The sequence below is a fragment of the Bradyrhizobium sp. AZCC 2262 genome (genome assembly GCF_036924535.1).
Lineage (GTDB): Bacteria > Pseudomonadota > Alphaproteobacteria > Rhizobiales > Xanthobacteraceae > Bradyrhizobium.
In genome coordinates, this window is sequence record NZ_JAZHRT010000001.1 from 7,242,349 (window position 1) to 7,265,378 (window position 23,030).

Annotated in this window: 22 protein-coding genes and 1 pseudogene; 11 read left to right on the forward strand and 12 right to left on the reverse strand. The window is 63.6% G+C overall.

Annotation, left to right across the window (positions count from 1 at the left end; translation table 11 throughout):
- Positions 1 to 72: 72 nt before the first annotated feature.
- Positions 73 to 492, forward strand: coding sequence for a PaaI family thioesterase (locus V1283_RS33990; protein WP_334390976.1), 420 nt, complete (start codon positions 73 to 75; stop codon positions 490 to 492).
- Positions 493 to 598: 106 nt separating this feature from the next.
- Here V1283_RS33990 and V1283_RS33995 read toward each other — a convergent pair whose 3' ends face one another.
- A complete protein-coding gene (locus V1283_RS33995) occupies positions 599 to 1,492 on the reverse strand; it encodes a LysR family transcriptional regulator (RefSeq protein ID WP_334390977.1) in 894 nt (297 codons plus the stop codon).
- 118 nt (positions 1,493 to 1,610) lie between these two features.
- On the opposite strand from V1283_RS33995, the gene V1283_RS34000 reads away from it, so the two are divergent.
- Positions 1,611 to 2,243, forward strand: a complete 633-nt coding sequence (locus V1283_RS34000) for a pyridoxamine 5'-phosphate oxidase family protein (RefSeq protein WP_334390978.1) — start codon at positions 1,611 to 1,613, stop codon at positions 2,241 to 2,243.
- Here the strand turns inward: V1283_RS34000 and V1283_RS34005 are convergent, their stop codons facing one another.
- On the reverse strand, positions 2,244 to 2,972 hold the full coding sequence (locus V1283_RS34005) for a glutathione S-transferase family protein (protein ID WP_334390979.1): 729 nt from the start codon (positions 2,970 to 2,972) through the stop codon (positions 2,244 to 2,246). It lies immediately after the preceding gene.
- A 414-nt stretch (positions 2,973 to 3,386) separates the two neighbouring features.
- On the opposite strand from V1283_RS34005, the gene V1283_RS34010 reads away from it, so the two are divergent.
- Positions 3,387 to 4,085 (forward strand): helix-turn-helix transcriptional regulator, encoded by a 699-nt coding sequence (locus tag V1283_RS34010; RefSeq protein ID WP_334390980.1) that lies wholly within the window; start codon positions 3,387 to 3,389, stop codon positions 4,083 to 4,085.
- A gap of 71 nt (positions 4,086 to 4,156) precedes the next feature.
- On the forward strand, positions 4,157 to 4,471 hold the full coding sequence (locus V1283_RS34015) for a YkgJ family cysteine cluster protein (RefSeq protein WP_334390981.1): 315 nt from the start codon (positions 4,157 to 4,159) through the stop codon (positions 4,469 to 4,471).
- A 105-nt stretch (positions 4,472 to 4,576) separates the two neighbouring features.
- Here V1283_RS34015 and V1283_RS34020 read toward each other — a convergent pair whose 3' ends face one another.
- The gene (locus tag V1283_RS34020; protein WP_334390982.1) at positions 4,577 to 4,981 is read right to left on the reverse strand and encodes a hypothetical protein; all 405 of its coding nucleotides are present in this window, start codon (positions 4,979 to 4,981) and stop codon (positions 4,577 to 4,579) included.
- 195 nt (positions 4,982 to 5,176) lie between these two features.
- Entirely contained in the window at positions 5,177 to 5,530 is a 354-nt protein-coding gene (locus V1283_RS34025; protein WP_334390983.1) for a DUF3307 domain-containing protein, read from the reverse strand.
- Between the two features lie 418 nt (positions 5,531 to 5,948).
- Between V1283_RS34025 and V1283_RS34030 the strand changes: the two genes are divergently transcribed.
- A complete protein-coding gene (locus V1283_RS34030; protein ID WP_334390984.1) occupies positions 5,949 to 7,349 on the forward strand; it encodes a TAXI family TRAP transporter solute-binding subunit in 1,401 nt (466 codons plus the stop codon).
- 147 nt (positions 7,350 to 7,496) lie between these two features.
- Here V1283_RS34030 and V1283_RS34035 read toward each other — a convergent pair whose 3' ends face one another.
- The 3 genes from V1283_RS34035 to V1283_RS34045 all read right to left on the reverse strand — a co-directional run bounded on the left by V1283_RS34035 (position 7,497) and on the right by V1283_RS34045 (position 10,572).
- Complete coding sequence (locus V1283_RS34035; protein WP_334387296.1) at positions 7,497 to 8,828, reverse strand: IS1182 family transposase; 1,332 nt, start codon at positions 8,826 to 8,828, stop codon at positions 7,497 to 7,499.
- A gap of 176 nt (positions 8,829 to 9,004) precedes the next feature.
- Positions 9,005 to 9,889 carry a DUF6537 domain-containing protein gene (locus V1283_RS34040; protein ID WP_334390985.1) on the reverse strand — a complete coding sequence of 295 codons (885 nt, stop codon included), beginning with the start codon at positions 9,887 to 9,889 and terminating at the stop codon, positions 9,005 to 9,007.
- Positions 9,890 to 9,906: 17 nt separating this feature from the next.
- A complete protein-coding gene (locus V1283_RS34045; protein ID WP_334390986.1) occupies positions 9,907 to 10,572 on the reverse strand; it encodes a Crp/Fnr family transcriptional regulator in 666 nt (221 codons plus the stop codon).
- A 308-nt stretch (positions 10,573 to 10,880) separates the two neighbouring features.
- On the opposite strand from V1283_RS34045, the gene V1283_RS34050 reads away from it, so the two are divergent.
- Positions 10,881 to 11,993, forward strand: coding sequence for a cyclic nucleotide-gated ion channel (locus tag V1283_RS34050; protein ID WP_334390987.1), 1,113 nt, complete (start codon positions 10,881 to 10,883; stop codon positions 11,991 to 11,993).
- A gap of 30 nt (positions 11,994 to 12,023) precedes the next feature.
- The gene (locus tag V1283_RS34055) at positions 12,024 to 12,809 is read left to right on the forward strand and encodes an enoyl-CoA hydratase/isomerase family protein (RefSeq protein WP_334390988.1); all 786 of its coding nucleotides are present in this window, start codon (positions 12,024 to 12,026) and stop codon (positions 12,807 to 12,809) included.
- Between the two features lie 10 nt (positions 12,810 to 12,819).
- Here V1283_RS34055 and V1283_RS34060 read toward each other — a convergent pair whose 3' ends face one another.
- Together V1283_RS34060 and V1283_RS34065 are read right to left on the reverse strand one after the other, a co-directional pair.
- Positions 12,820 to 13,254, reverse strand: coding sequence for a DUF6157 family protein (locus V1283_RS34060; RefSeq protein WP_334390989.1), 435 nt, complete (start codon positions 13,252 to 13,254; stop codon positions 12,820 to 12,822).
- A gap of 21 nt (positions 13,255 to 13,275) precedes the next feature.
- The gene (locus V1283_RS34065; RefSeq protein ID WP_334390990.1) at positions 13,276 to 13,920 is read right to left on the reverse strand and encodes a glutathione S-transferase family protein; all 645 of its coding nucleotides are present in this window, start codon (positions 13,918 to 13,920) and stop codon (positions 13,276 to 13,278) included.
- A gap of 94 nt (positions 13,921 to 14,014) precedes the next feature.
- On the opposite strand from V1283_RS34065, the gene V1283_RS34070 reads away from it, so the two are divergent.
- The 3 genes from V1283_RS34070 to V1283_RS34080 all read left to right on the forward strand — a co-directional run bounded on the left by V1283_RS34070 (position 14,015) and on the right by V1283_RS34080 (position 17,274).
- A complete protein-coding gene (locus V1283_RS34070; protein WP_334390991.1) occupies positions 14,015 to 15,043 on the forward strand; it encodes a helix-turn-helix transcriptional regulator in 1,029 nt (342 codons plus the stop codon).
- Positions 15,044 to 15,148: 105 nt separating this feature from the next.
- The gene (locus V1283_RS34075) at positions 15,149 to 15,400 is read left to right on the forward strand and encodes a hypothetical protein (protein ID WP_334390992.1); all 252 of its coding nucleotides are present in this window, start codon (positions 15,149 to 15,151) and stop codon (positions 15,398 to 15,400) included.
- Positions 15,401 to 15,642: 242 nt separating this feature from the next.
- Positions 15,643 to 17,274: an ankyrin repeat domain-containing protein gene (locus V1283_RS34080; RefSeq protein WP_334390993.1), complete on the forward strand. Its 1,632-nt coding sequence runs from the start codon at positions 15,643 to 15,645 to the stop codon at positions 17,272 to 17,274.
- Between the two features lie 50 nt (positions 17,275 to 17,324).
- On the opposite strand, the pseudogene V1283_RS34085 reads toward V1283_RS34080, so the two are convergent.
- Together V1283_RS34085 and V1283_RS34090 are read right to left on the reverse strand one after the other, a co-directional pair.
- Positions 17,325 to 19,236, reverse strand: a pseudogene (locus V1283_RS34085) (propionyl-CoA synthetase).
- A gap of 202 nt (positions 19,237 to 19,438) precedes the next feature.
- Positions 19,439 to 20,650, reverse strand: a complete 1,212-nt coding sequence (locus tag V1283_RS34090) for a tetratricopeptide repeat protein (RefSeq protein ID WP_334390994.1) — start codon at positions 20,648 to 20,650, stop codon at positions 19,439 to 19,441.
- Positions 20,651 to 21,173: 523 nt separating this feature from the next.
- Here V1283_RS34090 and trpS point away from each other — a divergent pair.
- Entirely contained in the window at positions 21,174 to 22,175 is a 1,002-nt protein-coding gene (trpS, locus tag V1283_RS34095; protein WP_334393273.1) for a tryptophan--tRNA ligase, read from the forward strand.
- Between the two features lies 1 nt (position 22,176).
- On the opposite strand, the gene V1283_RS34100 is transcribed toward trpS, so the two are convergent.
- Positions 22,177 to 22,944, reverse strand: a complete 768-nt coding sequence (locus tag V1283_RS34100) for a tetratricopeptide repeat protein (RefSeq protein WP_334390995.1) — start codon at positions 22,942 to 22,944, stop codon at positions 22,177 to 22,179.
- Positions 22,945 to 23,030 lie beyond the last annotated feature (86 nt).

The following is a 23,030-nucleotide window of genomic DNA, read 5'->3' on the forward strand; positions in this document are numbered from 1 at the left end:
CTTTGTAGGCGGTGACTTCGACAGCCGCCGTGCGTTCAATGACGACAAACATCGTCACGACGCGAGTTGCACATGACCACTACCGACATTCCCGAAGGTTTCGAACGCCGCACCCGCAGGAGCCCGCTCACCGACCCCTGGGAGCCGCTGTATTCGAAGACGACCGACAAGGCCGTCATTATCGGGCTGCGTCTTGCAAAACCGCACACCAACGGCCGCGGCCTGATCCATGGCGGGCTGATCGCAGCATTGGCCGACAACGCCATGGGCCATAGCTGCGCGCATGTCATGGGCGGGCTGTCCTCGCTGGTGACGATCTCGCTCGCGGTCGATTTCGTCGGCAACGCCGAGGTCGGGCAATGGCTCGCGGTCGAGAGCGACGTCGTCAAGACCGGCAGAACGATCTGTTTTGTGCAGAGCCTGGTCAAGGCCGACGACGTCGTGATCGCACGGGCGAATGCGACGTTCCGCGTGGTGCCGAAGAAGGAGTGATGTCATTCCGGGATGGTGCGCCAGCACCAGACCCGGAATCTCGAGATTCTCAGGTGCGCAATTGCGCACCGTAGTTCGATGCTGCGCATCGCCCCGGAATGACGGTCTAACCGAAATGCCAGTCGGCCATCTCGGTCACGAGATCGATGAAGGTGCGCACCTTGGCCGACAATAGCCGTGACGTCGGATAGACGATGTGGATCGGCATCGCCGGCTGTTCGAACGGCGCCAATACGATCCGGAGCCGCCCCGTTTTGAGCGATTCGGCGGCCTGATAGGCCATCACCCGCGTCAGCCCACCGTCCGCTTCCGCATATTGGATCGCGGCATCGGAGCTGTTGGTGGCGAATCGCGGCGTGCTGGCGACGCGGATCTCGCGGCCATCCTCGACGAATCGCCAGTCGGGCGCCGCCGCCATGGCCCCGAACTGGATGGTGTCATGCGCGGAAATCTCCCGCGGCCGCTTCGGCTCGCCGCGTGCTTTGAGATATCCGGGCGAGGCCACCACGACCCGCCGCATCTCGCCGACATGGCGGGCCACCAGCGTCGAGTCCGGCAGGTGGCCGATCCGGACCGCGAGATCGACACCGTCCTCGACGAGGTTGATCATGCGGTCGGACAAACGAAGGTCGACGCCAACGTCGTCGTAGCGCTTCAGATAGGCGGTCACGATCCCGCTGACATGGAGCCGGCCAAATCCGACCGGCGCCGAGATGACGAGCTGCCCTTCGGGGCGGGTGCGCTCGCCCTCGATGGCTCCCTCCGCCTCCCCGATATCGGCCAAAATCCGCCGTGCGCGCTCCAGGTAACGTGAGCCGGCATCGGTCAGCGTCACCTGCCGCGTGGTCCGCTGCAAAAGCCGCACGCCCAGCCGCTCCTCCAGCGCCGCGATCAGCCGCGTGACAGCAGACGGCGACAGGCGGAGCTTGCGGGCCGCGGCGGCAAAACCCTGCAGGTCGGCGACGGCGACAAAAGCCTGCATGGCATCGATCCGGTCCATTGGACTATTGCATAATCCGCAATAGTGAAGTGTCAACACGCCAGATTGTTTACATTGTAGAAATATCTACGTTGAAGGGCCGGGACGACCGTTTTGGCGCCCCGTGGCGGAGGCTCGGATGTCAGACACTCACACCTATTCCAGCGACGTCGCCTTCACTCCGGCGGTGAAGGCGATCCAGAGCCGCAAGGGGTCACGCGATGCCTATGCGAGCGTCGAAGAGCGCGGCGGGTGGCGCACGGAGATCGACGAAAACCTCGCGGGCTTCCTGGCGGAGACCAACAGCTTCTTCTTTGCGACCGCCTCGGCGGACGGCCAGCCTTATATCCAGCACCGCGGCGGGCCGAAGGGCTTTGTCAAAATACTCGACAAGAACACCATCGCGTTCGCCGACTACAGCGGCAACCGGCAATACATCACGCAAGGCAATCTCTCAGAGAATCCGAAGGCGCATATTTTCGTGATGGACTATGCGCATCGCCGCCGCGTGAAGATCTGGGGCGAGGCGCGCGTGGTGGAAGACGATCCCGCGCTGACGAAATCGCTGATGCCGCAGGGCTACAAGGCACGGCCCGAACAGGTTATCCTGTTCAAGATCTCGGCGTGGGACACCAATTGCCCGCAACATATCCCGCAGAAGTTCGACGCTGCGGATGTTGCCCAAGCTCTCGCAGTGCGCGATGCCCGAATCGCCGAACTCGAAGCAGAGCTGGCCGCATTGCAGGGCCAGCCCGCGTCAGCAAGGCCGTAATCACGCAGCTTGCTGCACGGGCGCCCAGGCGAATTCCGGATAATACAGCAGCATCATGCGGTCGACATAGGCGGTGAGGTTTGCGAACTGCTCCGTCCGGTGCCGCAGCGCGGACTCGAAGAACGGCGTCAAAATTCCGGCGAGCGCACCGAAGGCGGTAGCGTCCATGCCGCAGGGGGTCTCGCCCATCAGAAAGGGCTTGTCGCCGAGCTGGACCGACAACGCAAACAGCGAGCGCACGGCAAGATCGATATCTTCCTCGGGCGCGTGGCGGCCGAGGCCGCTGAGCAGGTAGTTCTCGGCGACGCGAAATTGCGCGTCCTCGCGCATCTTCTCACGCAGATGGACCGGCGCGCTGTCGAAGAAATGCGCAGGGCCCTTGGCAAAATTGTCGCCATCGACCCAGCGCGCGCCGACCAGCGCCCAATAGACATGGTGCTCGATCATCCGCTCGAACGCCCAGGCCTGCGCACGCGCCTGCAGGCTGAGCGGCGCGTCGAAATCGAAACCGTATTTGGCTTCCAGATGCGCGCGAATGAAGGTGGAATCGGCGATCGTCTCGGCCTCATCAACGATGTAGGGCAGCTGCCCCTTCGGCGAGGCCGGCGGCTTGGCCTTCTCCTTGCGATAGGCAAGACCGGCCATCTTCAGCTGAACCTCGGTTTTGGTCACAAAGGGGCTGATCTCCGGCAGGCCGAAACCGGCGCCGAAGCCATAAAGCGTAATCATGCAGGTCTCCCGATCTCTTAAAACGTGCCCGAAGCTAGCGCCCCCCTGCTGCCACCATGGTGTCAGCAGCAACAATGCCGGCCGCGGCCCTCGTCGGCCCGCGGCGTCCGGGCCCTGCGCGCCCACGAGACAAGCCGCTCTTGCGCAAAGGCGCACATTGCTGTGAATGAGCGCCACGCCAGTTCAACCATCGCCCAGCGCAGGTCTGACGTGACGCACTGGATGGAAACCAGCTGTTCCAGTGCAAATCCCTGGGCATTTTCGAGAGGTCCGTGGCTTCCCCCGAAGCCGAATTCGCTGAAAATCGTCATGGACAAATTCCCTTCACTTGAGGTGTTGTCCCGATATACCCACCCCCTGCTGCCAACATGCTGTCAGCATCCGACGGGGCCTTTTTGGAAAAGAGAACGAGCCATGCGACGGGCCGACCGGCTGTTCCAGATCATTCAGGTGCTTCGGCGTACCCGCAAACCGCTGACGGCGGATGCCATCGCCGCCGAGCTGGAGACTTCGAAGCGAACCATCTATCGCGATATAACGACGTTGATCGAACAGCGGGTGCCGATCCGCGGCGAAGCCGGCGTGGGCTACATCCTGGAAAAGGGATTCGACCTGCCGCCCTTGATGCTCACGCCTGATGAGATCGAGGCTTGCGTGCTTGGTGCGCAATGGGTGGTCGGCCACGCCGATCCCGCGCTGGCACGCGCAGCCCAGGATCTGATGGCGAAAGTCGCCGACACCGTGCCGGAGCGCCTGCGGCCCTTCGTGCTGGAGCCGGCCAGCCGCGCCCGATCGGCCTGGAACCGGGAGCCTGACCGTATCGACATGGTGCGGACACGGACGCAAATCCACGAGGGCAAAAAGATCACGCTGAACTATCGCGACGAGCATGGCCGCGGCAGCCAGCGCACGATCTGGCCGATCGCGGTCGGCTATCACGAGGCGGTACGGATACTGGCGGCGTGGTGCGAACTGCGGAAGGATTTCCGCAGTTTCCGCACCGACCGCGTCGTCGACGCGGTCTACCACGACGAAAAATATCCGGAGCGGCGCGACATCCTGCGGGCGAAATGGCGGCGCAGCCTAGTCTGGGAAGCACCCAAAGACACTTAAAACGGACACTTGAAACAGATAGCTGACGCCGCTGGCTGGCCGCGGCCGTCATTCCGGGCTAAACGCTGGGCATGCAAGGAATCGCCGCCGAGAATGAAAGCCCCTGCCAGACCTGCGGCGCCTGCTGCAGCTACTCGCAGAATTGGCCGCGTTTCACCACCGAGGACGATGCGGCGCTCGACCTGATCCCGGAAAGATTCGTCAACGAAAGATTGTCGGGAATGCGCTGCGACGGCGACCGCTGTTCGGCGCTGTCAGGCAAGGTCGGTAAGGCGACGGCGTGCCAGATCTACACGATGCGGCCCGAAGTGTGCCGCACCTGCATGCCCGGTGATGTCGAATGCGCGATGGCGCGGAAACGGCACGGATTGCCGGTGCTGGCGTGAGCGGTAGCCCGGATGAAGCGAAGCGCAATCCGGAGACAAGTCTAGCCGATTGCGAGAGAATCCCGGGTTACGCTGCGCTCCACCCGGGCTACGACAATGGAGAGTTTACGCGGTCACCGCTTCGGCAAAATCTTCGTCGTCGATCTCATCCTCGATCGGCTTGAAGGTCGAGAGCGGCTTGGTCGAAAGCGTGATCGGCTTGCGGCCGCCGTGGGATGACGACGAGGCGGAACGCGCGGTCGGTTCGCGCGACAGCGCATAGAGCGTGGAACCGACCCGGCCACCGAAATGGACCAGTTCGCGTTCGGTACAGCTTGCTGCGATGGCAACGGCCAGCGCGTGCAGATGGCTGCGGCGGTAGCAGAATAGCGCCAGCATGGCGCGGACCTCGGACGAAACGCTCTCCACCAGAAGCGGCAGGCCATTGGCGTTGGCCCGATACATCTCGCCGAGCAACTCGTCGCGGACCGGACAAAAATCGTTCTCGAATGCGTCACGGCTTGAAAACATTGCGGGTTCTCCCTTTGCGGAAGATGCAGTGCAATACTCTAATGAAAGGTTAACCACGCCTATCAGTAGTGTTCCGGATGACTTGTCAGCCACATCCGAATCGGAAATCGGAACATGATTCGCACCGGAGCGGATGCGCGCCTTCCGAAGCCGGAGCAGGATTGAAACAAGCGGGCCGATGCCATCGGCCGCGGATCAGTTCGCCGCCATGAAGATCGACAGGCCGAAACCGGTGAGATGGTGCAGCGCCTGGTCGACGCCGATCAGCGTCCAGAACCACGGATGCTCGTTCTCCAGCGTCACGCCGAACCGGGAAGCGATGATCCCCTTGACGCGGTCGACGGTGATGTGAATGGCGAAGTCGATGAAGGCGACGAACCAGAATCGCGGCGCGACGATCAGGATCAGCGCCAATGATACCGCGAGGTGCACGAGGCAATGCGCCAATAGCGGCAAGGCCCAGCCGGTCTTTTGATCCTTGCCGATCGCCATCCAGGAGTTCTGCAGCATGAAATCGGCGATGACGTGCTTCACGGTGAGAAGCAGCATCCATCCTACCAGCGCACCTACCGGGACCGCGGACGACATCGAAGGAAACAACAAAGCTGACGCCCTTTGCTGGGACTGGAGAGGTGACGAAAAACCGGGACCTAGGCTGTCAGCGCAATGTTGTTGTCAAACCCGGACTGTTCGAACGTTGCCTTTATTTATGACACCTCCCGCGCCGGAATGCACCTGTGGGTAGTCTGAAAATCGCACGGTGTGGCGGAACTGCGATATTGCGGCACCGCCGCGAACGTGCCACGCGGGGTAACGTTACCGGCGGGCGCGGTTTGCAATCCCATACTAGCGGACTATTATCGGCCGGCGGTCAAATTATCGTTCTTTTCTAGGCATTTACGAATTCATTCGGACGGCCTGCGGCGCCAGTGCGGCTGCGACACGTCCTGACCTCCGGATACGAGCCATGAGTGCTGAAGCCCCAACGCCGCATCCGGAAATGCCGCGTCGCCGTCCGCGGACCGTCAGGAGCAACCGGACCCAGATCCTGCTGTTTTCCCTCCTGACCCTGGTCCTGACCATCGCCGTGGTGTGGGGTGGCCGGACTTGGCTGCGCAATTCGGAAACGCTGGTATTTGCGGTCGGTGATACCAACGGTCCCGAAGCGCGCTTCGCCGCCCGGCTGGCGACGGTGCTGAAGAATAATTCCTCGCGGCTGCAACTCAGGATCGTGCCCAACAGCGACAATACAAAAGCGCTGTCGCAGTTCGACCGCAAGGAAGCCAATCTTGCGATATTGCGCACCGACGCCAGGATACCGCCCCGCGCCCGCGCGCTGGCGATCCTCGAACACGACGTGCTTCTGCTGATCAGCCCGAACGGCAAGAAAATCAAATCCATCGCCGAGCTGAAGAAAAAGAAGATCGCGGTCATCGCCGACAGCGAGAGCGGCGGTGCGCTGGTGCGCAATATCCTCGAACTCTCCGATACCCCGGAGGCGGCGGCACGGGTCCAGATGGCGCCGCCGGCCGCAACCTTCGACCAGCTGTTCGCCGCAGGATTCGGCGCCGTGATCAAGATCGCGCACGCTTCGCAGATCGTGAAGGACAAGAGCTACGAGCAATATACCAGGCGCGGCGGCTTCACCCTGAACGCGATCGATTCGGCGAAAGCGATCGCCAGGAAGCACCCGGCGCTATCAGAGGAAACGGTGGCGACCGGAATGCTGTCCGCCTCGCCCGCTGTCCCTGCGGAAGACGTCGACACGATCGGGCTCGAATGGCTGCTGGTCGCCCAATCCAGGCTATCGAACACGACCGTGGGCGACCTGGCGCGGATCATTTACGAGAACAAGGCCGAGCTCGCGCTCGCCGACGGCTTCGCCTCCAAGATCGAGCCGGCAGCGACCGACAAGGACGCCTTCATCGTGGCGCATCCCGGCGCCGCCGAATACATCAATGACGAGGTCAAGTCCTTTGTCGAGCGCTACAGCGACTTGATGTATGTCGCCCTGGCGGCGCTCAGCATCATCGGCACGATCTTTGCCGCCATCTACACCAAGGTCACCCGGATCGCGCCGGAGAAAGCCAGCCAGCTCGCAACCGCCATTCTCGATATCGGCGAGCGCATGGAATACGCCACGAGCCTCGACGCGCTCGATGAACTCCAGGATGAACTCGAGACGATCCTGCGCGGCGTGGTGATAGGCTTGCGCGACGGGACCATCTCCAGCGACGGGCTGGACACTTTCAAGCTCGGCTATGAATTCGTGCGCGACGAGATCGGCATGCGCCGCGAACATATCAAGCGGCACCCGCCGTCCCAGGACGACAAGGTGGTCGCCGTGAAAACCGCGCAGAGCGCGTAAACTTAAGCCATTCGAATTGACTGGTGTGATCCGTCACCCTGAGAGCTTGTGACGCTTTTGGCCGCTGCGGAGCTTTGGAGCGAGGTGGCGGCTGCTCGTCGGGGCAAATGGCGGTTTTGGGGTTTGAGTTTGTCGATGAGCTCTCGTTTATGCACTGCAGAGGCGGTTGCCTTGCAGGATGTTGTTGGTGAGGGCGTACCAGAGCACGACGGCGCGGACCTTTTCGATGCCGCGCACGGTTAATTGCCGCAGGTCCCAGTTGCGCCAGCGGGCATGGATGCACTCGCAAATCGAACGGGGCTTGTACCGGGCCTTGCCCGCTTCGCTCGCCATTCGCGCGCGCCAGGCCAGTACCCCCGGGCCGTCGCCGCGCCGCGGCAGGTACGGATCGGTGCCGTGCTTGGATTGAGTGGGCGGACAAAAGACCTCGACGCCCTCGGCATGCGCCCATTCGATGTCCTCCGCGCTGCCAAAGCCGCCATCGACGAGATGGTCTTTGGGCAGACCGCCAGGGCGCGTGCGCTGCCGCTCCAGCATGGGACGCATCAGGCCGCGGTCGGACCCGGTGTTGCAAATCCTGGTGTCAACGACGATCTGCTGGCCGGCCGCACTCGTTACCTGCACGTTGTAAGCTGGGCGGAAGCCGCCGTCGGCCATCTTCATGACCCGTGCATCGGCGTCCGTCGTGGATGCGCGCGGCTCCTTCGGCTTCTTGCCATTGCCGCGCTTTTCTTCGCGCTCCTTGCGCTGCTGCTTGATCTCGGCCAGCGCCGTCTGCGCCGCTTTCACGCGCGCGCGGCGCTCCCGCGCGGCTCGCTCCTTGGCCGCCCGGGTGCGCTGATTGCTGGCGTCCGAGCGTGTATCGACCTCGCGCTTGAGATCTTCCACCGCTGCCTCAGCCTGTGCCAGGTGCCGGTCGAGTGTCGCCTCGCGCCGGAACGAGGCGGCTCCCGCGCTGGCCCGGACCCGCACCCCATCCTGCGCCAGCGTCTCCAGATTGACGAGGCCAGCCTTCGCCAGCGCCGCCAGATGCTCGCTGAGCAGCCGGTCCAGCAGATCGGCGCAACCGACCCGGAAGTCCGCCAGCATGTGATAGTTCACCGACACGCCACCGCACAGCCAACGATAGGCATCGTGGCTCTCGCACAGCCGCTCCAAGGCGCGTGCGCTGCCAACGCCCTCGCTGGTGGCATAGAGCCACAGCGCCAGCAAAAGCCGCGGCGATGTCGCGGGGTGACCGGGGCGGTCGCCCCTGGCTTTGATCCGGTTCTCCAGTTCACTCAGATCAAGCTCTTCGACATAAGACCAGATCAGGCGCACCGGATGGTCTTCCCCGATCAGGCTCTCGATATCCACCGCGCGCAACGCGATCTGGTCGCGTTGCGGTTCACGCAGCCGCGGCGCGCCGAGCGGCGCCGCTTCGGCTTGCGGCTTCGCCTGATCCGGCAGGTCTCCAAACAATTCATCGGCAGCCATCATCGCCTCCCGCGAATCCATATCGCCAGAGAATCACACTGCATTAGCTATCGGCTAGACTGGCTTGCCCGACGTCAAAAAAATCACACTCTCTGAGGTGGCCGTGCGCAGCATGGCCCTCGAAGGGCGACGGCCACGGACGGGGCCGCTCATCCTTCGAGGCTCGCTTTGCTCGCACCTCAGGATGACGGAACTGCCGCATTGGACCCGGCGGGAACCCTCGCGCGGATCTCGGCGATTCTGCGCTTGAGCGCCGCCTGCCGTGGGTCCGGCATCGCGGCGGCGCGCGCTTCGACCACCGCGGTCCCGAGATCAGGCAGCGCCAGCACGCCATCGAAGGTCGGCTTGACCAGGCCGTCGATGATCGCATTCCAGTCCGCCAGGCCCTGACGGTAGACGTCGCCATAGCCCTCGATCATGGTCGCGGTCTGCACGATCGCGGGTGCGGCCCGGGGCTGCTTGGTCAGGCTGCGGTCGATCATGTGCAACCAGCGTTCGACCCAGACCCGCTCCTTGGCATAGCGCACCGAGAGCAGCCGCCATCGCCGCAGCCCCGCCTCTATTTTCAGGCGGCGGATACCGAACCGGCTGGCCGTGCTGAAGCGGATGGAGACCCGCTTGTGCATCCAGCCTGCCCATTCGAGTGCGTCGAGTACATACTCGGCGAGGACAGCGGGAAGCGCGCCGATCAATTCCTCGATTCGGAATTTCTTCACGTCGACGGATCCGGCGGACGCGCCGGGCCGGCCGTCAAGTTCGAAGAGCTTGAGCTGTGCGATCCGGATCGGGTCCTCATAGCTCATACGTACCGCCATCAGCCGCGCAATGTCGGTCAGCATCGCATCGTCGACGCCTCGTTTGCCGATGAACCGGCGCAACCGGTCGACATAGAGGTGGGCGTAGCTCGGACCCTGATAGTCGATCAGAAGATGGATGCCGTCGCTCGCCACCGCCATCACCGGCTCCGGCAAGCCCTCGGGCAAAAACGGCGGTGTTTCATCATCGTCGCCGATGACATCGGCGAGCAGATAACGCAGCGACGACAGGATACCGCGATCTACCACTCTCCGTGCTCCGGCCTCTACGCGGGCTTCGGCTCAGCCGCGGACGCCATGTGCTGGGCCAGCCGCTTTTCCGCCGCGTCCAGGTTCTGGAACAGACGAGCGCTGGCAAGACGAAGGAAGTAGAAGCCAAAAGCGGGGTTCTGCACGTAGAGTTCCTCGACCTTGCTGTAGCTGACGCTCAGGATGAGGCCGGCCTCGACACATTCCAGCGTCTGGGTTCGCGTGTTCGAAGGCGACAGCATGCCGAGTTCGCCGACGATGGCGCCGACCGGCAGCACGATGCCGGACTCGACCAGCTTGAACCTGCCGCTGACGATATAGAGCATGTCCTCGGCTTTTTCGTCCTTGTAGAACAGGATCTCGCCGGCGGCGCATTGACGCTCGGTCATGAACGGCTTCAGCCATTCCATCGAGAGGTCGCTGTTGACCGATTTCTTCACGTCGCGCACCAGCTGCAGCATCTGGTGCAGGCGATAGGAATTGACCAGCAGCATGACCAGCTGCACCCCCATCACCAGGAAATTATGGGTCGGGATCGCGGTCACGATCAGAACGACGTTGGCGAGGATGCCGAAGACCCGCAGCGGGATCATGGTCCGCATCGTGGTGGTGGCGACCACGAAGATCGATGCGAACAGCGCGCCCGCGGTTCCTGCGTGTTGTACCAGATGAGACGTATCCATCGGAAACCAGCCAATATCTAAACGTTCACGATTCTGTTGCAGCGCCCGCTATCGTAATGTCCGCGAGGCCATTTTGATATACGAGGAAAGAACGACGATTTGTCGGGTTTCTCACCATTCCCGAGTAAATTCGGCCTCAAGCCGGTGGCCGGCCGCGGGGCCGGACCGGCCGCCCCGGGGACACGTCGCGCAGTGTGAAGGCCGTCGTTGACGGCCTCGCCGCAGGCGGGCACTTTGCAGGCATTGGTCACGCTGCGGCTTGACCGTGATCCGGCTTTTATTGCACCCGTCAGGCCCCTCCTTATCCGATGTCCAAGCGGCTCGTTCTCTCGGCACTGGCCCAGTTCACCGCCAAGACGGCCGGCCGCAACATGACCAAAGCGGCCTATGTCGCCGTCGCGGCCGGCGTCGCGGCGATGGTGGTGCTCACCGTGCCCCCCGCCTACGAGGTGGCGCACCATTGGGTCGAAGCGGTGCTGTTGACGTGCCTCGTCTATTTCGTGTTCGAATGGCTGGTGCGGCTGCGCCATATGGGGCAGCAAGGGCGGCTATCGCTCTACGCGCTTTCCAGCAGCGGGATCGTCGACGCGATCGGCGCCCTTGCCGTGCCGGTCGCGCTGCTCTCGGGCATTGAGCCCAGGACGGCGTGGCTGTTCAGCATCCTCTGGGTACTCAAGGTCGTTCCGGGCATCCCTGGGCTGCGGCAGCTGCGGCGCGTGCTGGTGCTGGAATCAGGGCCGCTGCTCAGCGTGCTCGTGATCTTCCTGATGGTGGTATTCCTGGCGTCGGTCGCGGAATATTTCCTGGAGCGCGACGTGCAGCCGGCGACGTTCGGCAGCGTGCCGGCGGCGCTGTGGTGGGCGGTGGTGACGCTGACCACCACCGGCTATGGCGACGTGGTGCCGATCACGCCGCTCGGCCGCATCGTCGCGGCGATGGTCATGATCTCCGGCCTCGGCGTGTTCGGGCTCTGGACCGGCATTCTGGCGACCGGCTTTGCCGCCGAGACCCGCCGCGACAATTTCCTGAAGACGTGGGAGACCGTCAGCAAGGTGCCGTTCTTCGCTACCCTCGGCCCGGCCGCGATCGCCGACGTCACGCACATGCTGCGAACGATGGACCTGCCGGCGCGCACCATGATCATCCGCAAGGGCCAGCAGGGCGACTGCATGTATTTCATCGCCGCCGGCGAGGCCGAGGTCGAATTGCCCGGCAAGAAGGTAGCGCTCGGCGAAGGCGCGTTCTTCGGCGAGATGGCCCTGCTCGGCAACAATGTGCGCGGCGCCAATGTCACGACCACCAAGGTGACGCGGCTCTTGGTGCTCGACCTCGTGGATTTTCGCCTGCTGATGGCGCGGCATCCCGATCTGGCCGAAACCATCGACGCCGAGGCCCAGCGGCGCGCGCAAGAAAACAAATAGATCAAACAAGCAAGAACAATGGAGAAAGACATGCGTGAAGCAGCCGAGGCGGCAAGCGCGCCCATACTCGAGATCAACGGCGCGCGCGCCACCATCCGCCTCAACCGGCCGAAACACCTGAACCGGCTGCAGAGCGAGGATCTCGGCGATCTCATCAAACTGTTCGACCGGATCGAGGCTGATCCCGCGATCCGCGTGCTGGTGCTCACCGGCACCGGCCGCGCCTTCAGCGCCGGTTACGATCTCAATTCGGTGGCGGACCGCGCCACCAGCGCGACGGCGCAACCGAGCGCGGGATCGGCGTTCGAAGCGGTGGTCGACCGCCTGGAAGATCTCGGCGTACCGACGATCTGCCGGCTCAATGGCGGCGTCTATGGCGGTTCGACCGACCTGGCGCTGGCCTGCGATTTCCGCATCGGCGTCGATACGGCTGAAATGTTCATGCCGGCGGCGCGGCTCGGCCTGCACTATTACAAGAGCGGCATCGCCCGCTACGTGTCGCGGCTCGGCGTCGACAACGCCAAAATGCTGTTTCTCACCGCGCAGAAGATCACGGCGCCGGAAATGCTGCGGATCGGCTACCTCACCGTCATGGTGCCCGAGGAAGCGCTGGATGAGGAAGTCGACCGGCTCGCCAATATCCTGGCCGGCAACGCGCCTTCGGCGATGCGCGGCATGAAGCGCGCCATCAATGAATTCGCCCGCGGCAAGCTCGACGAAGAAGCCGCCGACCTCCGCCACCGCGAGAGCATGCGCAGCGCCGAGATCAAGGAAGGCATCAATGCCTTTGCGGAAAAGCGCGCGCCGAAGTTCTAACGGGAAAAACTCAGGCTCGCCTGGTCCTCATCGCCCGGACCTGCTTGATATCGGGATCCCGCGCAAGCGTCTGGTAGCGCTTGCTGTCGACCGCATAGATCGCGACGCGCCCCTCCGCATCGGCATGCACGCCCCAGCCGAAGCGCTTGCCAAGCCCTGATGCCCTCAGACACGCCTGCCCCTTGGAGAAGAATTCATCACGGGCAAGACTTCGCTCCTTCTTCGTCGCCTTGGCATCGAGCTGCCGGCCGCTGGCGGAGGTCGCGAATACGACATCGTCCGACGTGTACTTGTAGGGCGCTTCCACGATCATCCTGTATTGCAGGCCCGCTACCGTCGGATTCCCCGCGCGGGCCGGCGGCTCCTCGCCGGCCCGCGCGGGACAATCTTCCGCGACCTGGATGAAGGTGTCGAAACAATTGGTGGTGTAAACAGTCTTTGCCATTCAGAACTCTCGTGACACCGCTCACCCGCCGCAAGCCGCGGCGTGCTGCGCCGCCATCTCGGCATCGGCGGCGGTGATCCGCTGGAAGGCAGGACGCGACGTCATGCGCTCGGCATAGGCCACAAATACGTCCTTTCGCGGCACAAGGCCAAACATCATCGTCCAACTGAACGCCACGCCCCAGAGAATGTCGGCTGCCGTCATGCGTTCTCCGAGCAGATAGGGTCCTTTGGAAAGCTGCGCCTCCAATGCGCCGAGCATGGAGTCGTAATCGGAATATGGCGACTGCGTCACAGGGGCCGGTTCGCGCTTCATGAATTTATCGATCAAGGCAGGTTCGAAGGACGAACCGTAATAGGTGATCCAGCGCAGATACGGACCTCGGTCGGGATCGTCGAGCGCGGGTGTCAGCCCGGCTCCCGGAAACAGGTCGGCGAGATAGATGTAGATCGCCACCTGCTCGGTCACCAGCGCCTCGCCGTGACGAATCGCCGGCACCTTGCCCAACGGGTTGATGGCGAGATAGGCCGGCTGGCGCTGTTCCGCCGCCTTCATGTTCAGGACATGGAGATCGTAGGGCGCGCCCAGTTCCTCCAGCAATATCCGCGCACCCGTCGCACGGGTCTGCGGCGAGTAATAAAGCGTGATGCGGTCCTTGCTGGTCATTGGCAGTCTCCTTTTGAACCCGAACTCCGCGGGCAACGGACCCTGTATGCCCGACCATACCTGACATCCTGTGTCAGGTATGGTTTAAGGAACCATGCGCGCGAGCCGGCTGCTTTCGATCCTCACCACTCTGCAGGCGCGGGGACAGGTCACTGCGCCTGCACTCGCCGACGCCTGCGAAGTCTCGGTGCGCACCATCTATCGCGACATCGATGCGCTCTCCGCCGCCGGCATTCCCGTCTATTCCGAGCGCGGCGCGGAAGGCGGCTATCGGCTGCTCGATGGCTATCGCGTGCGGCTGAACGGACTGTCGCAGCCGGAGGCCGAGGCGCTGTTCATGACCGGATTGCCGGGGCCTGCAGCAGCCCTTGGCCTCGATGCGGCGATGCTGGCCGCGCAGACCAAGCTGATGGCGGCACTGCCGGCCAGTCTGCGCCCGAACGCCGGGCGGATGCAGGAACGCTTTCATCTCGATGCCCCGAGCTGGTTCGGCGAAACCGAGCAGCCGAAGCATCTGCGCGCCATTGCCGGCGCGCTGCTGCGCGAGAGCAGAATCGAAATCCGCTACCAAAGCTGGCGGGCCGAGAAACGCCGCCGCGTCGCGCCGCTCGGCCTCGTGCTGAAGGGCGGCAGCTGGTATCTCGCAGGGCACGTCGATGGCAGCGTGCGCACCTATCGCGTGGCGCGAGTTCTCGACTGCAATGTTCTGGATGAGCGCTTCGTCCGGCCCGCCGATTTCGATCTCGCCGCCTATTGGCAGGCCGCAACGATCCGGCTCGAAGCCGAGATGCATCCGACCTACGCCACCGTGCGGTTGTCGCCGTTCGGCATAAAACTGCTCAACGCCTTGAGCCAGCCTTACGTGAGAACGCGCACCCGTATCGAGGACACCGCGGATGCCGCCGGCTGGCGGATCGCCGTTGTGCCGATCGGGAAGACGGTGTGGCATGCGGCGGCCGAGCTGCTGCGTCTCGGCGCGGAGGCGGAGGTGCTGGCGCCGGCCGAGTTGCGCGACAGGCTGGCCGAACTCACCGAGGCCATGGCCGCACGCTACCGGACGGCGCAGCATGGTTACCGGGATCAAAAGGATCTCCGCCGATCCCGCGCCACGAAACATTCCTGAAACACGATTCTCGCAGGCGTGCATGAACGCGAGGCGTGTTCGATCCGACTGATGGGCAGGGACGCAACAACGGCCACGCGCCAATCAAATTGGAGAATATTCAAGATGTTTCGCAAGATGACCCTCGGACTGATCGCCGCCGCGCTCACCATTGCCGCTGCAGCGCCCGCTTCCGCCGGCGGATTTTACCACGGCCATCACTGGGGCCACGGTTTGGGCTATGGCTGGGGTCCCGCTATCGGCGTCGGCATTGGCGGCGTCTATGTCGACACCAGTTTCAACGGCTGCCTGCAGCAGCGCTGGGTCGAAACCCGCCGCGGCATGCGCCTGCGCACCGTGAACGTCTGCGCCTACTGATCGAACACCCCTGCAATAAAGATTCCGGCCGCGTACCGCGCGGCCGGGATTTTTCGGCTGGAGCGCGCCTTGCCCGGCCACGTTGACCATTGCCTGCGCTGGCCATATTGTGGCGCAGCGGTGCAAGCCGCTCCCGGGCCCGCGGGAAGGGTTGAACCCACTTGCAGCTTTCGAGCGACATCTAGAGCCTTTGTGCAGCCGGTATTGCGGGCCGTCGGCGATGTCATGCACGGAGGTGTCTGATGAACCGGTCTTTCGATCGATTGAATCTCGATCATCTGAAGAAACAAGCCAAGGAATTGATCCGCCTCTATCGAAGCCGCGATGCGGCGGCGATGGCGCGGTTTCGCCGCACGCTGCCGGCTGCGGCCGGCCGCACCGACGAGGACATTTCATCGCAGCAACTTCGCCTGCACGACGCGCAATCATGCATCGCGCGCGAGCACGGCTTTGCTTCCTGGCCCGACCTGAAGCATTACGTTGAAGTGCAGGCGGTCGCGCAGAAGGAACGCGGCGCGCGCATCCTGCACTGGGCTCAATTGCTTTATTCCGGCGACGTCAGCGGCACGGTCAACCGCGCGAACCCGCGCGTTGCTTTACGGATTCTGGCCGATGATCCCGACCTCGTCGCTGATAACCCTTATCTTGCCTGCGCGATCGGCGACGAACGCGCGGTGCGGCAGGCGACGCAAGCCGATCCAGCATGGGTCAACCTGGCGGGCGGGCCGCTGCGATTGCCGCCGCTTCTCGCCGTCGCGCATTCGAGCCTGCTGCGCGTGGAAGAATTTCGCGAGCGGCTGCATCGCTGTGCGGAATTGCTGATCGCGGCGGGCGCCGACGTCAACCAGCACATCCACAGCCGCTGGCCGCCGGGATCCCTGAGCGAGCCCGATCAGCGCTATTCGCTGTCGACGCTCTACGGCGCCGCGGGTAGCAACCACGACCCGGCACTGACCAGGTTATTGCTTGATGCCGGCGCGAACCCCAATGACGGCGAATCGCTTTATCACTCACTGGAGAATCCAGCGTGCACGCGTCTGCTGCTGGAGCATGGCGCCCGCATTGCGGAAAGCAATGCGATCTACCGCTCGATCGATCTCGATGACGACACTGCGCTGAAGCTGCTGCTGCAGCGTGGCGGCGACCCGAATGAGCCCGCGCGAAATGTGCCGCTGTCGGATTGGGGCTCGCCACTTTCATGGGCCATCTACCGCCGACGGCCCCGTCATGCGAAGGCCCTTCTCGACGCGGGCGCCGATCCGTCGGCGACGCCCCCGGATGGCGTCAGTCCGTACCGGCTGGCGTTGCGGTTCGGGCTATCAGACGTTGCGGAATGGCTGCGCGAGCAGACTGACGCACCAGATATTTCCGAAGAGGAGCGCTTCGTCGCCGCATGCGCACGCGGTGACGAAATCGAGGCGCATGCGGTCGGTTCGCGACGGCCCGACCTGCCGGCTTCGCTGTCGCCGGCGCAACTACGATTGCTGCCCGATCTGGCCGCAGCAGGCGCCGATGACGCCGTGAAGCTGATGGTCAGCCTCGGCTGGCCGATCGCCGTGCGTGGCGGCGACTGGGATGCGTCCGCCCTCAATCTCGCAGTGTTCCGCGGCGATGCGGGCCTGACGCGTTTTCTGCTCGAGCACGGCGCCAAATGGACGGAGCAGCATGGCTATGGTGACAACGCCTGCGGCTCGCTGTCATGGGCATCCCTCAACGAGCCGGTCGACGGCGGAGACTGGGTTGGTTGTGCACGCGCCCTGCTCGATCACGGCATGCCGGGCGCGACAGCCATCCCTGACGATCCCGAACGGGTACTGATTGCCGGCGTGCGAAAGCAGTTCTCCGACGAAGTCACCGAAGAACTGCTGGGCTAGCTGCACGTGCGACAGGCTGGCCGGGTCAGGCGATGAGCTTGACCCGAACCCTACACCCTGCCCTTCAGCGCGTCGCCGATTTCTTCGAGCACCTTGGGGTCCTCGATGGTGGCCGGCATGGTCCAGCTCTCGCCGTCGGCGATCTTCTTGATGGTGCCGCGCAGGATTTTTCCCGAGCGCGTCTTCGGCAATCGCCCAACCGTGATCGCGAGCTTGAAGGCAGCGACGGGCCCGAGCTTGTCGCGCACCAGCGCCACGATCTCCTGTTCGATCTCGGCAGGCGCGCGCGTCACGCCGGCCTTCAGCACCAGGAAGCCGCAAGGTACTTCGCCCTTGATCGCGTCCTTGATGCCGAGCACCGCACATTCGGCGACGTCGGCATGCGAGGCGAGAATTTCCTCCATGCCGCCGGTGGAGAGCCGGTGGCCGGCGACATTGATGATGTCGTCGGTGCGGCCCATCACCCAGACATAACCGTCCTCATCCTTGTAGCCGGCGTCCGATGTCTTGTAGTAGCCGGGAAACTCCGTGAGGTAGGCTTCCCTGAAACGCGCGTCCTGCTCCCACAAGGTCGGCAGGCAGGCTGGCGGCATCGGCAGCTTGATCACGATCGAGCCCATGGTGCCCGCGGGCACCGGCCTCGATGCCTCGTCGACCACGTCGACCTGATAGCCCGGCATCGGCACCGTCGGCGAGCCGTGCTTGACCGGCAGCATGCCCAGCCCCACCGGATTGCCGGCAATGCACCAGCCGGTTTCGGTCTGCCACCAGTGATCGATCACAGGCACCTTCAACTGCGCTTCCGCCCATTCCACCGTCGGCGGATCGGCGCGCTCGCCGGCCCAGAAACAGGGTACGGAATTTCGACAGATCGTATTTGCGGATGAATGCGCCGTCGGGGTCTTCCTTGCGGATGGCGCGGAAGGCGGTCGGCGCGGTGAACAAAGCGACGGCCTTGTGCTCTGATATCACCCGCCAGAACGCGCCCGCGTCCGGCGTGCCGATCGGCTTGCCCTCATACATGATGGAAGCGGCGCCATGAATCAGCGGGCCGTAGACGATGTAGCTGTGGCCGACCACCCAGCCGATGTCGGAGCCGCACCACCAGACTTCGCCGGGCTTGACGCCGTAGAGGTTGAACATCGACCATTTCAGCGCGACCAGGTGTCCCCCATTGTCGCGCACGACGCCCTTGGGGATGCCCGTGGTGCCTGACGTGTAGAGAATGTAGAGCGGATCGGTCGCGAGCACCGGCGTGCAGGGCGCGGCCTTGCCGGCTTTGAGCGCGGCGCCGCGGAGCGTTGCCCAATCGTGATCGCGGCCGGGCGCAAGTTCGCAAACCTGCTGCGGCCGTTGCAGGATGACGCAAGCCTGCGGCTTCACGCTTGAAAGCTTAATCGCCTCGTCGAGCAGCGGCTTGTATTGCACAATGCGGCCGGGTTCGATCCCGCAGCTCGCCGAAAAAATCAGTTTCGGCTTGGCGTCCTCGATACGCGTCGCGAGCTCTTTCGCGGCAAAGCCCCCGAACACGACTGAGTGCACCGCGCCGATCCGCGCGCAGGCCAGCATCGCAAACACCGCTTCCGGCACCAGCGGCATATAGAGGATGACGCGGTCGCCCTTGGCGACGCCGAAATCGGCCATCACGGCGGCGAGCGTCTGCACTTCCTTGAGCATCTCGGCATAGGTGAATTTCGAGATGGTGTTGGTGAGCGGCGAATCGTGGATCAGCGCCACCTGGTCGGCGCGTCCGCCTGCGACGTGACGGTCAAGCGCGTTGTAGCAGGTGTTGACCACGGCGCCAACGAACCAGCGGCCATACGCGCCCATCGAGGGATCGAATATCTTTTTGGCCGGCTCGATCCAGTCGATCTCACGCGCAGCCTCGGCCCAGAAGCCTTCGGGGTCGCTGAGCGAGCGGGCATGGACCTCGTGGTAGCGGCTGTTGTTCTGAACGTTCATGGCGCACTCCCCGGCCGTTCGCCCCTTTCGTCATGCCCGGCCTTGTGCCGGGCATCCACGCGCTTGCTTTGCTTCGAGAAAACAAGACGTGGATGGCCGGGACAAGCCCGGTCATGACGGCTGGGCAAGCATTTATTCCGGGCATTGTCACGGGAAGTTGCGCCAGATCAAGCCGGAACAGAGTCGCCATTCAGCTAAAACCCTACTGCCGGGCAATCGTATTGAGCTTCTCCAGCCGGTCCTCCATCGCCTGACGGAGGTCATAACCGCGCTTGCCGAACGAGGCGTTGCGCTTCTCGATGAAGTCGCGCTGCTGCCGGGTCAGCGCCAGCGCCGCGCGATGGCTGTCGGATTCCGCGCTCGCGATCACCCGCAGAAACACGTCGTTGATGTTGCGGTCGAGCTGGGCAAGGCCGGGGTCGGCGCAGATCGCCTTTTCGACCTGGCGTTTTGCGGTGGCGCAATTGAAGCTCGGCAGGTTCTTCTGGGAAGTGGGCGAACCCAGCCGTTCGATTTCCTGCGCGACGTCCTTGTGATTGGCGGCGGCGGTGCTGTCGGAGGGATTGAGACGAACCGCTTCCGCATAGTCCTGCAGCGCGCGGCCGCGGTCGCCCTTCTTGACCCAGGCTGCGCCACGGTTGTTCCAGGCGCGCTGGAATTTTGGATCGAGTTTCAACGCAGCACCGTAATCGGCAATCGCGCGGTCGTAATCCTTTAGCGCCTGATAGGCGTCGCCACGGTTGGTCAGGAATTTCGCCTCGGGGCGGATCATGATCGCTTCGTCGTAGTCGGCGATCGCGCGTGCGTAGTCGCCATTGCCGGCAAGGTCGAGGCCGCGATTGTCGAAGAATTCCGGCTGCGTAGGATCGATCCGGATCGCCGCGCTCACATCCTCGATCGCTCGTTCCGAGCGGCCGAGCTTGCGGTAGGCCGCGGAACGGTTGCTGTAGGTCCGTGCACGGTGCGGCTCGAGACGAAGGGCTTCATCGTAGTCGGCGATCGCCTTCTGATATTCGCCCTTGAAATACCAGGCGGCGCCGCGATCCGAAAAGACCTGCGCAAGATCGGGCTTGAGCCGCAGCGCCTCGTTATAGTCCTCGATGGCGCGGTCGTATTTTTTGGCGTTGTTGAAGGCGTTGCCGCGGTTGGCGTATCCGTTGGCATTGTCGGGCTCGAGCCTGATGGCCTGATTCAGCGCCTCGAACGCAGCCTCGATCTTGCCGGTCTGGCGAAGGATTTCACCGCGGGCGCGGAAGGCGCGGGCCCGGTTAGGATCCTTGGCGACGACGGCATCGATTTCGGCCAAGGCCTTGCCGGTCTGGCCGCTATTATGCAACGCGGCGGCGCGGGTAATCCTGGCGTCGAGCCGGTCGCCCTCCGGTGCGTCGCCGGATTGTCGATCAGCGCGGTGCAAACCTCGATCACCTTCGCGGGCTCGGCGGCCGAAAGCGCCGCGCAGATGACCGGCGGTTCGGCGGCCGGCTGAGCGGGGGTGCCGAAGGAGGTCAGGATTGCAATGGTAAAGGCCGCGCTCGCGGCAAATCGCGAAACAAATGATCGCATAGTCGGCTCTTCAAAATAAATGAAGTACGCGCGGTTATGCCGCGCCCGATCACTAGGTCGCCGCTGATCTTCCAAAGGTTCGAAGGCTCGGGGGCATCTACCCCAATCGGGCCAATACGGCCAGGGCTCAGGACCACCATAAATCGGGGTCCGAGCCCCTTGTCGTCCGTCCCGCGGCGCTATGTGTTGACCTGTATCCGCGCATAGCCTAGGGAGACCTCCATGAAACGCGCGATGATCGTTGTCACGCTTTGGTGGCTGCCCTTCTAACAGGGCGGCCGGACGTTTCACTGCATCTGGGGCCGCCGCAAGGGCGGCCTTTTGTTTTGATGATCCCCCCATGCGGTGCTCCCCTCATCTCACGAGGACACCTCATGACCAGACCCGTTATTCTGACAGGCGACCGCACCACCGGCCCGCTACACATTGGCCACTATGCCGGATCGTTGCGCAACCGTCTGCGATTTCAGGAGACCCACGAGCAGTTCCTGCTCCTGGCCGATACGCAAGCGCTGACCGACAATGCTCACGCCCCCGACAAGGTGCGGTTTGGTGTGATGGAGGTGGCGCTCGACTACCTTGCCGTTGGGATCGACCCGGCCAAGACGACGATCTGCCTGCAATCCCACCTGCCCGCGCTGGCCGAGTTGTCGATGCTCTATTTGAACTTCGTGACCGTCGCCAGATTGGAGCGCAACCCCACGATCAAGGACGAGATCCGCGGTCGCAGCTTCGGACGCGACATCCCGGCAGGCTTCCTGTGCTATCCTGCGGCGCAGGCGGCGGACATTACCGCGTTCAAGGCTACCGTCGTGCCGGTGGGCGAGGATCAGGCGCCGCTGATCGAACAGACCAACGAGATCGTGCGCCGTATCAACACCACCGCCAGACGGACCATCCTGCCGGAAGCGCAGGCTGTCATTCCGCAGGTGGGGCGGCTGCCGGGCGTGGACGGAAAAGCGAAAATGTCGAAATCCGGCGGCAACGCCATCGCCCTTTCGGCCTCGCCGGACGAGATCACGGCGGCAGTGAAGGCGATGTTCACTGACCCGAATCATCTGCGGATCGAAGATCCCGGACAAGTGGAAGGCAATGTCGTCTTCACTTATCTGGATGCTTTCGACGGGGACCGCATCACGCTGGAAGAGCTGAAGGCGCAGTATCGGCGGGGAGGAATAGGCGACAGCAAGATCAAGCGCCGACTCGAAGACATCTTGCAGGCGCTGATTCGACCTGCGCGAGAACGAAGGACGCAACTGGCGAAAGATCCGGCCTATGTGCTCGACGTAATTCGCCGCGGTACGGAAAAGGCGAGGAACCGGACCGAGACAACGAAGCGGGAAGTTGTCGAAGGCCTCGGACTGTTCATGTTGTAAGCTAGTATCCGTCGATTCCGTTGATCTGTTGCAGGCGGCCGCGCATCGCTCTTTTCAGATCGTAGCCGGGCCGGCCGTATTCCGCGTTGCGACGGGAGATATATTCCTCCTGCTCCCGCCGCAGCTTGCGCGCCTGCTGTGGCGTCATCTTCTCGGCGACGGCCCTGACATACGACCCCTGGACCTCGCGATCGAGATCGGCGAGCTCGGGATTGGCGCAGATCGCCTTTTCCACCTTGCGGCGGGCGGTGGCGCAGTTGAAACTCGGCTTGCCGGCGATCGCCTTCAGCGCGCCCAACCGCTCCAGCTCCAGCGCCAGCGCCCGGTGGTTGGCTCTGGCCGCAACATGGTCCGGGTTCAGCTTGATCGCCGCGGCAAAATCGGCCACCGCCTTCGGCAGGTCGCCCTTCTTGCGCCAGAGTTCGCCGCGCGCGTTGTGGATATCGGCGTTCGCCGGATCGAGCCGCAGCACACCGTCATAGTCGGCGACGGCGCGATCGATCATGTCCTTGCGCTCATAGGCGGCGCCACGCGCGATCAGCGCCTTGATGCGGTCGGCCTTTTCGGTCTTTGCGTTGTCGATCAACGCGCCGCAGGTCGCGACCGTCTTGTCGTCATCACGCGCAAGCGCCGCGGCCAGGCAAAGCGCGGGATCGACCCGCAAATCCTTGACCGGCTCGGCACCGGTCGCCGAAGCGTCCTGCGCAAACGCGATCCATAGCAAGGAAGCCGCCGCGGCCAGCTTGCGGATGTCGAGATGGAATCGCATCAATTGATCCGGGAAGCCTTGTATCGGGGAAGTCTTGTATCGGGGAAGCCTTGGATTGCCGCCCGATCCTAGCAAGCCATCCGCTT

Coding starts and splice junctions, on each gene's coding strand:
- V1283_RS34050 (WP_334390987.1), top strand. CDS start 10,881: ATGTCCAAGCGGCTCGTTCTCTCGGCACTGGCCCAGTTCACCGCCAAG.
- V1283_RS34035 (WP_334387296.1), bottom strand. CDS start 8,828: ATGATGGCTGCCGATGAATTGTTTGGAGACCTGCCGGATCAGGCGAAG.
- V1283_RS34025 (WP_334390983.1), bottom strand. CDS start 5,530: ATGCTGCTTCTCACCGTGAAGCACGTCATCGCCGATTTCATGCTGCAG.
- V1283_RS34045 (WP_334390986.1), bottom strand. CDS start 10,572: ATGGATACGTCTCATCTGGTACAACACGCAGGAACCGCGGGCGCGCTG.
- V1283_RS34010 (WP_334390980.1), top strand. CDS start 3,387: ATGCGACGGGCCGACCGGCTGTTCCAGATCATTCAGGTGCTTCGGCGT.
- V1283_RS34055 (WP_334390988.1), top strand. CDS start 12,024: ATGCGTGAAGCAGCCGAGGCGGCAAGCGCGCCCATACTCGAGATCAAC.
- V1283_RS34075 (WP_334390992.1), top strand. CDS start 15,149: ATGTTTCGCAAGATGACCCTCGGACTGATCGCCGCCGCGCTCACCATT.
- V1283_RS34100 (WP_334390995.1), bottom strand. CDS start 22,944: ATGCGATTCCATCTCGACATCCGCAAGCTGGCCGCGGCGGCTTCCTTG.
- trpS (WP_334393273.1), top strand. CDS start 21,174: ATGACCAGACCCGTTATTCTGACAGGCGACCGCACCACCGGCCCGCTA.
- V1283_RS34065 (WP_334390990.1), bottom strand. CDS start 13,920: ATGACCAGCAAGGACCGCATCACGCTTTATTACTCGCCGCAGACCCGT.
- V1283_RS34070 (WP_334390991.1), top strand. CDS start 14,015: ATGCGCGCGAGCCGGCTGCTTTCGATCCTCACCACTCTGCAGGCGCGG.
- V1283_RS33990 (WP_334390976.1), top strand. CDS start 73: ATGACCACTACCGACATTCCCGAAGGTTTCGAACGCCGCACCCGCAGG.
- V1283_RS34080 (WP_334390993.1), top strand. CDS start 15,643: ATGAACCGGTCTTTCGATCGATTGAATCTCGATCATCTGAAGAAACAA.
- V1283_RS33995 (WP_334390977.1), bottom strand. CDS start 1,492: ATGGACCGGATCGATGCCATGCAGGCTTTTGTCGCCGTCGCCGACCTG.
- V1283_RS34015 (WP_334390981.1), top strand. CDS start 4,157: ATGCAAGGAATCGCCGCCGAGAATGAAAGCCCCTGCCAGACCTGCGGC.
- V1283_RS34005 (WP_334390979.1), bottom strand. CDS start 2,972: ATGATTACGCTTTATGGCTTCGGCGCCGGTTTCGGCCTGCCGGAGATC.
- V1283_RS34000 (WP_334390978.1), top strand. CDS start 1,611: ATGTCAGACACTCACACCTATTCCAGCGACGTCGCCTTCACTCCGGCG.
- V1283_RS34060 (WP_334390989.1), bottom strand. CDS start 13,254: ATGGCAAAGACTGTTTACACCACCAATTGTTTCGACACCTTCATCCAG.
- V1283_RS34020 (WP_334390982.1), bottom strand. CDS start 4,981: ATGTTTTCAAGCCGTGACGCATTCGAGAACGATTTTTGTCCGGTCCGC.
- V1283_RS34030 (WP_334390984.1), top strand. CDS start 5,949: ATGAGTGCTGAAGCCCCAACGCCGCATCCGGAAATGCCGCGTCGCCGT.